Raw genomic sequence first — 14,137 nt, forward strand, 5'->3', positions numbered from 1 at the left:
CTGCGGCGCGAGGCTCTTCGAGACCATGTCGAAGATGCCGGAGTTGGCGAGGTCGGAGTAGAGGACGGTGTCGAAGGTGTTCTTGTAGGCATCGCCGTTGGCGGACGAGGCTTTGAAGTTGGCTGCGGCGAGGCGGATGCTGGTGGCGCCGGAACTGGTCTCGAGGTGGAAGGTGTCTTGTGCGTTGAGGGCAGAGGCGGAGAGCAAGATGGGGAGAGTGGCGAGCAGTGATAGGGCGGCTCGTGCTGACCAGCGTCGTACGGAAAGATTCACTAGCGTTTCTCCAATAGGTGTGATGCCGGAAGTGAGGGTGCACGCATAGAAATCTGCGTGGAAAAATATTCGGGCGTAGGAGAAAAGTACTGCAAATTCAAGCAGGTGCGAAGGGGTGAGGTACCGTTACTGATGCTTGTAATCAAACTTGTCCTCGATGGTGATGTGATCGCCTTCGGGAAGTGGCCCGAAGGAGTCGATACGTTGCAGCGCGCGCATGGCCGCGGTGTCGAGCGTGGGTGAGCCGCTGCGGTTCTCGATGCGGACGTTGGCGATGGAACCGTCGCGCTCGATGTCGAAGGCGATGATGACACTTTTACCTTCGGAGCTGCGCGGGTCGACTTCCTGGGTGAAGTAGTTTTGCGCGATGACGCGACCGACGGCCTCCACGTAATAAGCATAGCGTGCGCCGAAGGTGCGGCTCTGCACTGTGAGCGTGGCGGAGCCGTTTTTCAGTTGCGTCATGGATTGCGGGAGCTGGGTTGCGCTCTCGCCGGTCTGGGCTTTGGCGCTGGGAGGCGTGGGTTGCGGATGCTTGGGCGGAGCGGGCGTGGGGACAGGGCCTAGCTTCTTGGGCTGGTCCTTGGCCTTGACCAGGATGTCAGTTTCGCGGGGCGGAGGTGCAGCGGCTTCCTTGGGTGGAGGAAGGGGCGCGGGGCTGACGGTTTCGGGCGTGAGAACGGATTTGTCTACGGGCTTGGCTTTCTCGGGTAGAGGGATGGCCGAGACCATGGAGGCCTGGATGGAGCCGGCCTCGGAGGCGTTTTCGCCCCAGTGGTTGCTGGTGTGGTTGAGATAGATGCCGACGCCGATGAAGACTAAGACGATGAGGATGTGGAGCGCGATCGCGCCGATGACGCCGCGGCGGAATTGATCGTCCGGAGAGAGTGGCGAGATGGCTTGGGTGGTCATGTTCGTTCAGTACAGAAAGAGCAAAAGCCTTGACGCAAAGGGCGCGAAGTTGGCCACGTTTCGCGAAGTAGAACAAGCAACAGAAGAAGCAGATTCCCAAAGGGAATGACAGAAAGAAAAACAAGTGCAACAGCAGATCCCTGCGGGATGACAGCCGGAAAAACAAAGGCAACGACAACAACTGAGAACGAAGAACTGATAACCGACAACTATCTTTGCAGCGGTTGGGTGACGATGCTGATGTTGCTGATGCCGGCTCGTTTGACGGCATCCATTACGGAAGCGAAGGCGCCGAAGGGGACTGCTTCGTCGGCGCGGACGTAGATTACTTTCTTTTCGTTTGCGGGATTCTGGGCTAGGACCGCGGAGAGGTTGTGGATGTTGACGGGCTTGTCCTGCAGGAAGACGTTCTGGTCCTTGTCGATGGTGACGACGAGGTGGACTTCGCTGAGTTGCGAGACGAGGCGGGTGTGGGGGACGGCGACCTGGATGCCGCTCTGCAGAACAGGGGCGGTGAGCATGAAGATGAGGAGCAGAACCAAGACCACGTCGACCAGCGGCGTGATGTTGATGTCGGACATGGCGGTGGTGGTTTTGCCGTTGGTGCTGAAGGCCATGGTTAGGAACTCCGGCGATCGTTGGGGAATGGCGGCAGCTGGGTGCCGGGCTGCGGGGGCCGGCGACGATCTTCACCGTAGGGCGGCGGGTTGCCGGGCTGTTGGGGCTGGAAGAGTGCGGCGTTCTGGATGGCGTTGAGGAGCTCGCGGCCGAAGTCGTCCATGCGCGCGGCGAACTCGCGGAGGCGGGCGGTGAGCTGGTTGTAGCCCATGACGGCGGGGACGGCGACGACGAGGCCGGCGGCTGTGGTGATGAGGGCTTCCGAGATACCGGGGGCGACGGCGCGGAGGGTGGCGGCGCCTTCGGCACCGAGGCCGTGGAAGGCGTCGATGATGCCCATGACGGTGCCGAAGAGGCCGACGAACGGGCCGACCTGGGCGATGGTGGCGAGCCAGGTCATGCGGCGTTCCATCGAGCTGAGGGCTTCGCTGGCGGCAGTCTGGGCGGCGCGCTCGAGGCCCTGGGGGTTGGGGGGTATGCCGCGGCCGCCGCTTTGGCGCTGGTACTCGTCGTTGATTTCGTTGAAGACAGCGACGAGCGGGCTGGGCTTGAACTGGTCGGCGATGGCGGCGATTTCCGAGAGGCGGCCGGACTTGCGGAAGGCTCGGATGAAGCGGCGGTTCTGGGTGTCGGCTGCCTTGAAGGAGCGCCACTTGGAGATCATGACGGACCAGGAGAGGACGCTCATGATGACGAGGAGGCCGAGCACGGCGAGCGCGGTGGGGCCGCTGTTGTGCAGCATCTCCACGAGAGCGCTGGAGGATTGTCCGGCAGGAGGGGGGCCGAGCGAGACGTCGGTTGGGGCTTGCGTGGCGGCGTCTTGCAGGAAAAGAGCGAAAGCTAACAGGGTCATAGGCGTCGGATTAAGTGTAACTGGGTATGAGGGTGGGAGTGAGAACCCAGGTAGATGCTCGGCGTGATGGTTTTTGGACAAAGTGCAGGAGTTTTGGGCTGTCGATGCGTTGAGATGCAAAAGTTGCGGGCAGGAGAGGCTGTGGATCGTGTGGCCTGCTATGCTCTTGCGTGAAAGAGACCAAGAGATGCTGCTGGAGCTGCGCGCAGAGAACTATGCCGTGATTGACCACGCGGTCGCCGAGTTTGGGCCGGGGTTGAACTTGTTGACCGGGGAGACGGGTGCGGGCAAGTCGATCTTGATTGACGCGCTGGCGCTGCTGCTGGGTGGGAAAGCGTCGAGTGACGTGGTGCGGTTTGGGGCGGAGAAGGCCGTGCTGGGGTGCGTGTTTGAGACCACGCCGGGGGCTGAAGAGATTCTGGAGGAGAATGGGATCGATCCGGAAGGGGATGAGATCCTGCTGCGGCGCGAGATTGCGGGGTCGGGTAAGGGACGGGTGTTCGTGAACAATCAGCCCGCTACCGTTGGGGTGCTTCGGCTGCTGGCGCCGGAGTTGGCGCTGGTGCATGCGCAGTCGGAGACGCTGGTGGCGTTTGACGCAGCGCAGCAGAGGATGCTGCTCGATCGGTTTGGCGATGTCAGCAGCGAAGAGGTTGGCGCGGCGTTTGGGCGGTGGAAGGAGCTCGAGGCGAAGATCCGGGAGCTGCAGAGCGTGGAGCAGGATCGGCTGCGGTTGATGGACTTGTGGAGCTTTCAGGCCAAAGAGATTGAATCGGCGGGGATTACTGACGCGGAAGAGGATGTGCGGCTGGAGACGGAGAAACGGGTCCTGGCGAACTCTGAGCGGCTGTTTGCCGGAGCTACCGCGGCGCAGGAGTTGCTGTATGAGGCGGAAGTTTCGGCGGAGACGCTGCTGGGTGGGGCGCTTCGGCACGTCGAGGATTTGGCGAAGTTTGATGAGCAGTTCAAGGAGACTGCAGGGCAACTGGCGGCGGCGAAGGCTAGCGTCGAGGATGCGGCTGCTACGTTGAGGGATTTTGCGGGAAAGGTGACGGCGTCGCCTGAGAGGTTGGGGGAGATTGAGGACCGGTTGGCCGCGCTGGATCGGCTGAAGCGGAAGTATGGGAGCAGCCTGGGTGAGGTGATTGCGTTTGGGGCGGACGTGGCCTCGAAGCTGGCGGATTTGGAGAATCGGGATGCTCGGCTGGCGGAGTTGGAGAAGGACCTGACGATTGCCGCGGCGAAGTACATGGTGGTTGCGAGGAAGCTGTCGGCGGAGAGAATCGCGGCGGCGAAGAAGCTAGCCAAGACGGCGGAGCGGCAGATTAATGAGCTGGCGATGAACGCCAAGTTTGAGGTGGGGGTGACGCCGCGCGAGGATGTCGAGGCGTGGACGGCGCACGGATGGGATCGGGTGGAGTGCCGGATCGCGACTAATCCGGGAGAACCGCTGAAGTCGCTGACGGAGATCGCGTCGGGGGGTGAGATGAGCCGGGTGATGTTGGCGCTGAAGGTGAGTGTGGAAGAGGGTGCGAATGCTGCGGCGAAGCGGCGGAAGATGGCGTTGCCGCGGACGCTGGTTTTCGATGAGATCGATATTGGCATTGGGGGACGGGCGGCGGAGGCTGTGGGGCAGAAGCTGAAGACGCTGTCTGAGGCGCAACAGGTGATCTGCATTACGCATCTGCCGCAGATTGCGGCGTTTGCGGATCAGCATTTCCTGATTGAGAAGGGTGAGAGCGGGGGACGGACGCATACGGGGGTGCGTCGGATGAAGCGGGAGGAGCGCGTGGAGGAGATTGCGCGGATGCTGTCGGGCGCGAATTTGACGGAGAGCAGCCGGAGGCATGCTGAGCAGATGCTGTCGTCCGCAGGTCGTCCTGCGCGGACGGCGGGAGTTTAGAGCGGCGGGTCCTGCGCGGACGGCGAGCGAGGGAGCGGTGATGAGTCAGAGCGTGGGACAACCTGATTGGGTTGGGAGGCTTCTCAAGAGGCAACGCCCAAGGAGGGTTTAATTATGGCTGAACCGAAGAAATGCGCGCACACGGCTTGTACCTGTGTCTGTTCGGATGGCAAAAAGTATTGTTCGCAGATTTGCGAGGACAGCAAGAGCATGATGTCGATCAAGTGCGACTGCAAGCATGAGGGGTGTTCGGGCAGATGATTTGCCAAGAGCGGGTCTAGAGCGTGGGCCACTCGTGGGGGAAGAGTTTGCCGGCTGCCGTGGGGTCGAGCGTTCCGCCTGCCAGCTGAACTGCGCGGGCGAGGGCTGGATCTTTGCCGTCTGCCAAGTCCTGAGCTGTTGGAATCACCTGCTCGTCGGGGGTTACACCTGTGTTTTCGAGACTCTTGCCGTCTTTCATGATGAGATTGGCGGAGGTGATGGAGAAGCCGTAGTAGATTCTTGAGTCCGTGCCCAGAAACTCATCGGAGTCATGAGCTTCCATGACCGCGCCGGCAGACTGATCGCCGATGACCTGACCTCGCTTCTCAAGTTGGATGACGCGTGCGAAGAGCTCGGCGGCCGATGCTGACTGGCTGTTTACGAGGACGATCAGCTTACCCGCAAATGCGGCGTGGCCCCAGGTCTTCGAAACGATTGGTTTGGTGTCCTTTCGCGAAACGCGGTCTGCAATTGTCACATCGTGGTCGAAGACCTGGCCCACCATGTACTTGAGCGAGTCCTCGAAACCACCGGGATTGTCGCGGAGGTCGAGCACCAAGGTTTGGTGCTTTCGGACCTTCGAAGACATTTTTTCCAAGTCGGTGACATCGACCTCGAAGCTGGGCATCTTCCAAACGATCAGGTCGCCGCTTTCGTAATAGCGTTCGCGGTTGAGATGGTCCATCTCCTCATCGGCTCGCACTAGCTGCCAGAAATTTGCCGAGCCTTCTTCCGTTAAGTCGACGATCTTCGCGCCACGTTGAATGAGAGCCTGGATGGTCACCTGACGCCGTTCCCCGGTGGGACTTAGAAGATTCAGGTTTTCGTAGGGAGCGGGGGAGAGGGTTTGAAAGAAATAGCGCATGTTGATGAAGTCCGCGCGCTTCACGGCAAATCCGTTGAGGGCCAGGACCTGATCACCGACGTGCAGCTTGGTGGCCGCGTCGGTGCCCGGGCGAACGTGCGTGATAAAACATTTGTCGCCCACCATTTCCATCTCGTAGCCAAACGTGGAATGGTTGGTCCGGACGGGCGGCTGGAAAAAGGTGTGGGAGTCGTGGAGTTGGAGGAGGAAGGCGGCGATCACGCGGAAGGTGTCATTGATCGTCTGGGCGGAGTCCATGCGCGTGTCGAGCGATTTGTAGGAGGCATCGAGATCCACGCCATGGTAGGTGGGATCGTAATAATTCTTCTTCACCTCGGTGTAGGCCTGGCGGAGGATGGCGTGGGCGCGGCCAAGTTCGTTGCTGTCCATCGGGCGGGGAGGCGTGGTCTGCTGGGAGCGGAGAATTGTCGCGGAAAACAGAAGGGGGCAGAGGGTGAGGGGCAGAATGAGGCGAAGCTGCACTAAGTTTCTCTCCGAAGCAGATTTAGGGTTGCCGAAGTATAGCGGAATGGTTGCCAGCAGGGTGATTTTGAGGGGGGCGCGGTCCAGGAAGATTTGCACCGTTTGTGGTTCACACCAGGGGGTGTACTCCGGTGCTATCAAGGGCCGGAGAGGGTATACTTAACCTGTGAGTAACCTTACCGCCTCTCCCGCAAACGCCCATAAGAACCCCGGCGAAACCACCACCAAAAAAGTTCTCCTGCTAAAGCCGAGAGGCTTCTGTGCGGGGGTGGTGCGCGCGATCGATATCGTGCAGATTGCCCTGGACACGTTTGGGGCGCCGATTTACGTGCGTAAAGAGATTGTGCACAACAGCTACGTGGTGAATGATCTGGCGCAAAAGGGCGCGATCTTTGTCAACGAGCTGGACGAGGTGCCGGCGGGCGCGCGGGTGATTTACTCGGCCCATGGAGTGAGCCCGGCGGTGCGGCAGGGGGCGAAAGAGCGCGGCCTGAAGGTGATTGACGCGACATGCCCGCTGGTTACCAAAGTACATATTGAGGCTATCAAGTTTGCCAAGCAGGGATATTCGCTGGTGCTAGTGGGGCATCGGGACCATGAAGAGGTCCAGGGAACGCAGGGTGAGGCGCCGGATGTGACGCAGGTGGTGTCGACAGTGGAAGAGGTTGAGGCGCTGGTGGTGCCGGATCCCAATAAGGTGGCGTATCTGACGCAGACTACGCTCTCGCTGGATGAGGCGCGGTACATGATTGAGGCCTTGCGCAAGAAGTTTCCGAACATCGCCGGGCCGCATGCGCAGGATATTTGTTATGCGACGGAGAATCGCCAGACGGCGGTCAAGAATGTTGCGCACGGTGCCGATTTGGTGCTGGTAGTCGGGTCGCGCAATAGCTCGAATTCGAATCGGCTGGTCGAGGTGTCGCACAATATCGGGACACATTCGTATTTGATTGACAAGGCAGAAGATATCAAGCCGGAGTGGCTTGAGGGCGTGGCTACGGTGGCGATCACCGCGGGCGCGTCGGCACCGGAGATCCTGGTTCAGGAGGTAGTGGCATACCTGCAGGGCAAGGGATATGGATCGGTTGAAGAGGTTGAAGTGATGCCGGAGAATGTGCGTTTTGGATTGCCGCCGGAGATCGTTTCGGCGATCGCGGCAGCGCCAGCGCGGCCGGCAAGCTATTAGTTTCGAGAGCGGTTGGTGATTCATTGGGAAGCGGCTTTTGAAAGCGGCTGTTGATGGATAGAACCACTGGGACTTGAGGCCTGGCAGTGATGTGTTGCATCTGAAATTTATGAGTATAGAGACAGTTAACCCGCAGAGAAAAACGAAACAGACGACGCAGCCTCGGTTCGGGCGGCTCGACCTTGCGATGGAGCGGGTGAGCGAGGGTATCGGCAAAGCGGCGGCGTGGCTGATGGGTCAGCAGCATGAGGACGGGTATTGGTGTGGGGAGCTCGAGGCTGATTCGATGCTCGAGGCTGATTACATCTACATGCACACGCTGCTCGGAACGGGCGATAAGGGCAGGATGGAGCGCGCGGTTAACGAGATTCTGCGCCACCAGAATGATGATGGTGGATGGAGTCTTTATCCGGGTGGCCCGAGCAATGTGAACTACGGGGTGAAGTGCTACCTGGCGCTGAAGCTGATGGGCTGGACTGCGGAACATCCGGTGATGGTGAAGGCTCGGAACAAGGTGCTGGAGTTGGGTGGCGTGACCGAATGCAACACGTTCACGAAGATGTATCTGTGCTCACTGGGGCAGTACGACTACGATGCGGTGCCGGCAGTTCCGCCGGAGATGCTGCTGTTTCCGAACTGGTTCTACTTCAATATTTACGCGATCAGCGCGTGGTCGCGGGCGATCCTTGTGCCGCTGTCAATTATTTATGCGAAGAAGCCGTTCAAGAAGCTGGCTCCGGAGCAGACGATTGATGAGCTGTTCGTGGGTGGCCGCGAGAACGCGAATTTGTATTTGAGGCTGGACCGCAAGCACATCATCTCGTGGCGCAACTTCTTTTTGTTTACGGATCGGCTGGCGCACTGGTCGGAGCGGGTGCATATTCGGCCGCTGCGCACGATGGCACTGAAAAAGGCAGAGCAGTGGATGCTGGATCACTTTGAGCGTTCGGATGGTTTGGGCGCGATCTATCCGGCTATGCTGAATGCGATTGTGGCGCTGGTGTACCTGGGGTACTCGAAGGATGACCCGCAGGTGATTCGCGCGATGGACGAGTTTGAGAAACTGGGGATTGATTGCCCGGAGGGGACGCTGGAGTATCCGACGCCGACGTTCCGGATGCAGCCGTGCTTTTCGCCGGTGTGGGATACGGCGCAGGTGTTGTCTACCTTGGGGGAGACGGGGCTGGCTACGAACGATGCGCGGCTGGTAAAGGCGGCGGACTGGCTGCTGTCCAAGGAGATTCGATACAAGGGCGACTGGTCGCACAACGTGAAGAATGTTGAGGCGAGCTGCTGGTGCTTCTTCTTCAACAACGACCATCAGCCGGATGTGGATGATACGGGCGAGGTGCTGCTGGCGCTGAAGGCCGTGGATAATCCGCGCGAACGGTATCAGTATGAGGTGACGCAGAGGGCCGTGGAGTGGGTCTTCGCGATGCAGTGCAAGAACGGTGGATGGGCTTCGTTCGATAAAGACAACACGAAGAAGATGTTTGAGTCGATTCCGTTCGCTGACCATAACGCGATGATTGATCCGCCTTCGGTAGACATTACGGGACGCATCCTGGAGATGCTGGCGAGCTACGGCTACACGCGGCGGGATAAGCGCGTGGAAAAGGCTGTGCAGTTTATTCTGCGCGAGCAGCAGTCGGACGGTGCCTGGTTTGGGCGCTGGGGTGTGAATTATTTGTATGGGACATTCCTGGTGCTGCGTGGTCTGCAGGCGATGGAGTACTCGTACCTGGAGCCTGCGGTGCAGCAGGCGGCCGAGTGGATTCGCATGGTGCAGAATGCCGATGGCGGTTGGGGCGAGACGTGCGGAACATACGATGATCCGAACCAGCGCGGGGTTGGGCCGTCGACGCCTAGCCAGACGGCGTGGGCGTTGCTTGGGTTGTTGGCGGCGAATGATACGCGGTCGGACTCTGTAGCGAAGGGCATTCGGTGGCTGATCGAGAGACAGCACGAGGATGGTTCCTGGGCTGAGCTTATGCCAGGAAGAAACGGTGAAAGCTACTACACTGGAACAGGATTTCCGCGGGTGTTTTACCTGGGGTATCACCTGTATAAGCAGTACTTCCCGCTGCTGGCGCTGACGACGTATCGCAAGGCCATGGAGCGCGAGGAGCAGGACGCGTAAGGCGAAGCGTACGGGCTGGTTGGGACATCGAATCGTTAGATTGAATTGCTAGATCGCAGCGCGTAGGGCAAAGGTTTTTGGCAGCGCGTAGGGCAAAGGTTTTTGAAGGATAAGGAGTCGTTCAGCATGGGAATTCCCATCTCGCAGATGTTCACGGTGACCACGTACGTTCTGAAGCAGAAGCTTTCAGGGCGGAAGCGGTATCCACTGGTGCTGATGCTCGAGCCGCTGTTTCGTTGTAATTTGGCGTGCGCCGGGTGTGGCAAAATTCAGTACCCCGCACATATTTTGAAGGCGCAGTTGACGCCGGAACAGTGCTTCAAGGCAGTGGAAGAGTGCGGGACGCCGATGGTGTCGATCCCGGGCGGCGAGCCGTTGCTGCATCCGGATATGCCGGAGATTGTGGCGGGGTTGGTGGCGCGCAAGAAGTACGTGTACATGTGTACCAATGCGCTGCTGCTGAAGGAGAAGCTGCACCTGTTCACACCGTCGAAGTACTTGAGCTTCTCGGTGCATGTGGATGGGCAGAAGGAGCATCACGATATGTCGGTGTGCCGCGAGGGCGGGCATGACATCGCGATGGAGGGTGTTCGCGCGGCGGTGGCTGCGGGGTTCCGCGTGACGACGAATACTACGCTGTTCGATGGAGCGGATCCTAATTCTGTTCGCGCACACTTTGATGAGCTGATGGCTACGGGCGTTGAGAGCATGATGGTGTCGCCGGGGTATACGTACGATAAGGCTCCGGACCAGAATCATTTTCTTGGGAAGGCGCGGTCGCGGAAGATGTTTCGGGCAATCCTGTCGAATCGGAAGAAGAGCTGGCAGTTCAATACGCATCCGCTGTTTGCGGAATACCTGATGGGCAAGCAGGATTTTGAGTGCACGCCTTGGGGCATGCCGACGTACTCGATCTTTGGGTGGCAGAAGCCTTGCTACCTGCTGCAGGATGGATACGCGGACACGTTTCAGGAGTTGCTGGATACGGTGGATTGGGCGAACTACGGAGCCAAGAGCGGGAATCCGCAGTGCGCGAACTGCATGGTGCACTCGGGGCATGAGGCTTCGGCGGTGGACTACAACTTTGGCTCGCTGAAGGGATTTGTTGCTACGGCGAAGCGGTATATGTTCCCGTCGCTGTATGAGGATGCAGGCGCGCAAAAGCTGCTGAATGAGTGGCCGGTTGCGGGGCATGGGCCTCTGGTACAGATCGGTGATCAGCCTACCGCGGTTGTTGTTACGACTTCGGTGAACGAGACATCCAGCGTGGCGGGAGACTAAAGATGGCGACAGCACAGCAGGAGCATTTGAAGATCGAGCAGCTGCGGAATACGTCTGCCGATGATGTGGAAGTGATTGCGGGGCGCGAGCGGGAGAATCTGGAGGGATGGATTCCTGAGCTGGCGACTGAGGCCGAGGTGCGTGAGGCGCTGGAAAAGGCGTTTGATTTTCGCGGCGATGTGACGGTGACGCGCAAGGACGGGACGACTGTTGAAGGCTATCTTTATGACCGGCGCAGTGAGCCCACGCTCGAGGCTTCGCTGGTACGGATTATTCCTACGCCGAAGGCTGGCGTGCCGGTGGAACGCGTGATGATCAGTTATGCGGATATCGCGGCGCTGCAGTTTACGGGGCGCGATACGGCGGCGGGCAAAACCTTCGAGGCCTGGATCAAGAAGTACTGGGAGAAGAAGGCGGCGGGCGAGACGAACATTCAGATTGAGCCCGAGAAGCTCGACTAAGCGATGACGACCCGTGAGATTGTGATCCAGAGTTGCGGATGCATTGCGATTCCTGAGGACATTGCGGGCGCGTTGGGCATGACTCCGGGTGTGGCGTTGACGATGGTTGCGGATGAGTCGGCACGGAGTTTGACTCTGACTTCGACGGGCGGAGCGGTTGCTGGAGAGATTGGGGCGCGTGCGGCTTGCCCGATCAAAGCATGAAGCTTTTTATTACTGGAGCTACCGGATTTGTTGGGGCGCATGTTGCGCAGCTTGCGGAGGCGCAGGGGGCGGAGCTGCGACTGTTGGCTCGGGCTAGCTCGGACACTTCGCGGCTGCCGAAGGATGCGGATGTGGTGGTGGGGGATCTGCGTTCGCCGGAGGGGTTTGCTGCGGCGTTGGTGGGTTGTGATGCGCTGATTCATGTCGCGGCGGATTATCGGCTGTGGGTGCCTGATCCGGCGGAGATGTACAAGGCGAATGTTGAGGGGACGCGGTCGTTGTTGCGGCTGGCTCGCGAGGCGGGCGTGCGGCGGGTGGTGTATACGAGCAGCGTGGCGACGATGGGTTTCAAGATGGATGGGACGGTCGTCGACGAAGAGACCGCGGTGAGTGAGGCCGATATGATTGGCCACTACAAGCGGTCGAAGTGGATGGCGGAGCAGGTGGCGCTGGAGGCTGGGCGCGCAGGGCAGGAGGTGATCGTGCTGAATCCGACGACGCCGATTGGGGCACTGGATACGAAGCCGACGCCTACGGGGCGGATCGTGGTGGACTTTCTGAATCGGAATTTTCCGGCGTACGTGGATACAGGACTGAACCTGGTGGATGTGGATGAGATTGCGCGGATGCATCTGGTGGCGCTGGAACGTGGGCGGGTCGGGGAGCGGTACATTTTGGGCGGAGAGAATCTGACGTTGAAGCAGATTCTGGATCGGCTGGGAAAGATTTCGGGGCTGCCTTCGCCGACGATGAAGGTGCCACATGCGGTTGCGATGGCGTTTGCGTATTGCGATGAAACGGTGACGGGGAAGTGGCGAGGCAAGGAGCCGCGGGCTACGGTGGAGGCCGTGCAGATGGGGCGGAAGATGATGTTTGCGAGTTCGGCGAAAGCGGAGCGGGAGTTGGGGCTGAAGGTGGGGAGCGTGGAGGGCGCGCTGCGGGCGGCGTGCGCCTGGTTTTATAAGAATGGGTACGTGGATAAGACTGGGATTAGTTGCACGGGGTGCTGAGTGGAGCGCTATAGCAATTTCGAAATCGTGCACTGACCTGGCTGGGAAAGCTGCGGCCTAAGTTGTTTTCCGCAGCATCCCGACAGCCTCAGTCCAGGGCACGGGCGCCTGGTGCATCGCGTAGACCGTGTCCACCACAAGATGCTCCCGCTCTACCGCTTCCACCACTTCGTGGAACAGCTCTGGGTCATACAGTGTGTGGTCATCGTTCACCACGAGTGTGTCGCTGGCGTAGAGCAATCGGCGTTCCGGAAAATAAACCATGTACTGCCGCTCGGTCGATGCGCCGCGCAGGGGATAGAGCACCATGCGATTCGGTCCCGCGCCGATCTCTGTTCTACCCGCGACGATCTTCCAATGAGGCGGCTTGTTTGCGGTCTGCAATGCATCGGGATCGATGGTGTGGGGCGCGGATATCATGCGCTGCAATAACGGCTCGTTCAAATCCAGGATGTATACCGGCAGACCCTGAGCGACATCGAACCGTATTCCGCCTACATGCGGCCAGGAGTCTGATGTGGACAAGACCTTAATTGGCGCATCCGGATAGCGCTTCTTCGCTTCGGCAAGAATTCCCTGTGTGAACGAGCTGGAGATCGGCGTCTCGAGAATTACTACCCCATCTGTCTGCTTCACGATCGTCGTATTCCAGGATCCCAGGAATAGATCGACTCCTTCTGCCAGCACCTTGTTTTGTGCGGCGTGAAAGGTGGCGCCTTTCCAGCCCTTCTGCTGGGTGCTGACGGCAGCCGCTTTTGCATCGACCGCGAAATCTTTGTCATTGATTGGCTTGTTGAAGGCGATATCTAGTGCCTGGGTCGAACTCCACACCGCGCCGTTTCTTTCGGTCACCTGGTTGCTGGGATACTCCACGCCACCGATCCAGCGCCAGTTATCGAAATACACTCGCTGCTCGACATCGCCCCAGTAATACCAGAAGTCGTTGAATTCCTGCTTCGTCTCGACGGCGTCGGGCAGGTGGTTGAAGCGATTCAGCAGCACACGTACGGGAATCCCGTTCCAAGTAAAAGCAAGGACGGTGTGCGGCGTCTGACGGAGAGTCTCGGCAGGCGCATAGTGTAGGTCCGGTGCGGCCGCAGCGGTTAGCAGGATCTTTTCAGGTCCGAGAACCATCGCCTGACGCGCGGAACTGAGACTGGCCGCATCACTGGGGGAGTCCTGGCTGCTGCCGCGAAACACAGCGCCTGCCGGGGTTACAACTAATGTTGAATCCGAGTCGGCTTGTTTCAGATCCGACTCCGGCCACACGGCGTGCGTCTTCTGGACCATTCGCTGGCCGGTGAAGTCCACCGTAATTTGATCGCGTGTATAGGAAGTGATGAACGGCGCCTGTCGGTAGGACTGCTCCATTAACTCGGTGTGTCCTATTAGGTCCAGCTGCTCCGTCGTGATTGCAGCTAGCTTCTCGCGGCCGCCCATTGCCTCGATCGCGCGAAGTAAACACTCCCGCGCATTCAGCCCTTCGCATCCCGGCGTTTGTTCTTTGGTGGCCGCTTTGCTTGCCGCCTTCCCTTGGGCGACACACGATGCCGCCGTTAGGAGCACGCCGGTCAGAACGGCGGTGGTGATTGAACGCCGCTTCTTCATCTGCCATAAACACCGCTGCATTGTGGCGAGCATCTAGAGGCTCCTCTTCACATCTGTTTGCGTTGATTCTTAGACGTAA

At 59.5% G+C, this 14,137-nt stretch carries 12 protein-coding genes and 1 pseudogene; 7 read left to right on the top strand and 6 right to left on the bottom strand.

Features of this window, described 5'->3' with window-relative positions; genetic code table 11:
* The 4 genes and pseudogenes from GSQ80_RS23505 to GSQ80_RS18185 all read right to left on the bottom strand — a co-directional run.
* Positions 1-273, bottom strand: a pseudogene (locus GSQ80_RS23505) (translocation protein TolB); the annotation flags it as partial.
* A 126-nt stretch (positions 274-399) separates the two neighbouring features.
* Entirely contained in the window at positions 400-1,185 is a 786-nt protein-coding gene (locus GSQ80_RS18175) for an energy transducer TonB (protein ID WP_158789073.1), read from the bottom strand.
* A 209-nt stretch (positions 1,186-1,394) separates the two neighbouring features.
* Positions 1,395-1,802, bottom strand: coding sequence for a biopolymer transporter ExbD (locus GSQ80_RS18180; RefSeq protein ID WP_158789074.1), 408 nt, complete (start codon positions 1,800-1,802; stop codon positions 1,395-1,397).
* Between the two features lie 2 nt (positions 1,803-1,804).
* Positions 1,805-2,656 (bottom strand): MotA/TolQ/ExbB proton channel family protein, encoded by an 852-nt coding sequence (locus tag GSQ80_RS18185; protein ID WP_158789075.1) that lies wholly within the window; start codon positions 2,654-2,656, stop codon positions 1,805-1,807.
* 187 nt (positions 2,657-2,843) lie between these two features.
* Between GSQ80_RS18185 and recN the strand changes: the two genes are divergently transcribed.
* Entirely contained in the window at positions 2,844-4,559 is a 1,716-nt protein-coding gene (gene recN, locus GSQ80_RS18190; RefSeq protein WP_158789076.1) for a DNA repair protein RecN, read from the top strand.
* 277 nt (positions 4,560-4,836) lie between these two features.
* Here the strand turns inward: recN and GSQ80_RS18195 are convergent, their stop codons facing one another.
* Positions 4,837-6,267, bottom strand: coding sequence for a S41 family peptidase (locus tag GSQ80_RS18195; RefSeq protein WP_158789077.1), 1,431 nt, complete (start codon positions 6,265-6,267; stop codon positions 4,837-4,839).
* A 67-nt stretch (positions 6,268-6,334) separates the two neighbouring features.
* Here GSQ80_RS18195 and GSQ80_RS18200 point away from each other — a divergent pair, with 67 nt between their 5' ends.
* The 6 genes from GSQ80_RS18200 (at position 6,335) to hpnA (ending at position 12,450) form a co-directional block, all read left to right on the top strand.
* Positions 6,335-7,354, top strand: coding sequence for a 4-hydroxy-3-methylbut-2-enyl diphosphate reductase (locus tag GSQ80_RS18200; RefSeq protein ID WP_158789078.1), 1,020 nt, complete (start codon positions 6,335-6,337; stop codon positions 7,352-7,354).
* A gap of 109 nt (positions 7,355-7,463) precedes the next feature.
* Entirely contained in the window at positions 7,464-9,494 is a 2,031-nt protein-coding gene (gene shc / locus GSQ80_RS18205; protein WP_158789079.1) for a squalene--hopene cyclase, read from the top strand.
* Between the two features lie 126 nt (positions 9,495-9,620).
* On the top strand, positions 9,621-10,775 hold the full coding sequence (gene hpnH / locus GSQ80_RS18210; protein ID WP_158789080.1) for an adenosyl-hopene transferase HpnH: 1,155 nt from the start codon (positions 9,621-9,623) through the stop codon (positions 10,773-10,775).
* Between the two features lie 2 nt (positions 10,776-10,777).
* Positions 10,778-11,236: a hypothetical protein gene (locus tag GSQ80_RS18215; RefSeq protein WP_158789081.1), complete on the top strand. Its 459-nt coding sequence runs from the start codon at positions 10,778-10,780 to the stop codon at positions 11,234-11,236.
* 3 nt (positions 11,237-11,239) lie between these two features.
* Positions 11,240-11,440: a hypothetical protein gene (locus GSQ80_RS18220; protein ID WP_158789082.1), complete on the top strand. Its 201-nt coding sequence runs from the start codon at positions 11,240-11,242 to the stop codon at positions 11,438-11,440.
* Positions 11,437-12,450 carry a hopanoid-associated sugar epimerase gene (gene hpnA, locus GSQ80_RS18225; RefSeq protein ID WP_158789083.1) on the top strand — a complete coding sequence of 338 codons (1,014 nt, stop codon included), beginning with the start codon at positions 11,437-11,439 and terminating at the stop codon, positions 12,448-12,450. Before GSQ80_RS18220 ends, hpnA begins: the two co-directional genes overlap by 4 nt.
* Positions 12,451-12,507: 57 nt before the next feature.
* On the opposite strand, the gene GSQ80_RS18230 is transcribed toward hpnA, so the two are convergent.
* Positions 12,508-14,091: an MBL fold metallo-hydrolase gene (locus GSQ80_RS18230; protein ID WP_158789084.1), complete on the bottom strand. Its 1,584-nt coding sequence runs from the start codon at positions 14,089-14,091 to the stop codon at positions 12,508-12,510.
* Between the last annotated feature and the right edge of the window lie 46 nt (positions 14,092-14,137).

This window comes from Granulicella sp. L46, assembly GCF_009765785.1.
In the GTDB taxonomy this organism is placed as follows: domain Bacteria; phylum Acidobacteriota; class Terriglobia; order Terriglobales; family Acidobacteriaceae; genus Granulicella.

Coding starts and splice junctions, on each gene's coding strand:
- hpnA (WP_158789083.1), top strand. CDS start 11,437: ATGAAGCTTTTTATTACTGGAGCTACCGGATTTGTTGGGGCGCATGTT.
- GSQ80_RS18215 (WP_158789081.1), top strand. CDS start 10,778: ATGGCGACAGCACAGCAGGAGCATTTGAAGATCGAGCAGCTGCGGAAT.
- hpnH (WP_158789080.1), top strand. CDS start 9,621: ATGGGAATTCCCATCTCGCAGATGTTCACGGTGACCACGTACGTTCTG.
- GSQ80_RS18220 (WP_158789082.1), top strand. CDS start 11,240: ATGACGACCCGTGAGATTGTGATCCAGAGTTGCGGATGCATTGCGATT.
- recN (WP_158789076.1), top strand. CDS start 2,844: ATGCTGCTGGAGCTGCGCGCAGAGAACTATGCCGTGATTGACCACGCG.
- GSQ80_RS18180 (WP_158789074.1), bottom strand. CDS start 1,802: ATGGCCTTCAGCACCAACGGCAAAACCACCACCGCCATGTCCGACATC.
- GSQ80_RS18185 (WP_158789075.1), bottom strand. CDS start 2,656: ATGACCCTGTTAGCTTTCGCTCTTTTCCTGCAAGACGCCGCCACGCAA.
- GSQ80_RS18175 (WP_158789073.1), bottom strand. CDS start 1,185: ATGACCACCCAAGCCATCTCGCCACTCTCTCCGGACGATCAATTCCGC.
- GSQ80_RS18230 (WP_158789084.1), bottom strand. CDS start 14,091: ATGCTCGCCACAATGCAGCGGTGTTTATGGCAGATGAAGAAGCGGCGT.
- shc (WP_158789079.1), top strand. CDS start 7,464: ATGAGTATAGAGACAGTTAACCCGCAGAGAAAAACGAAACAGACGACG.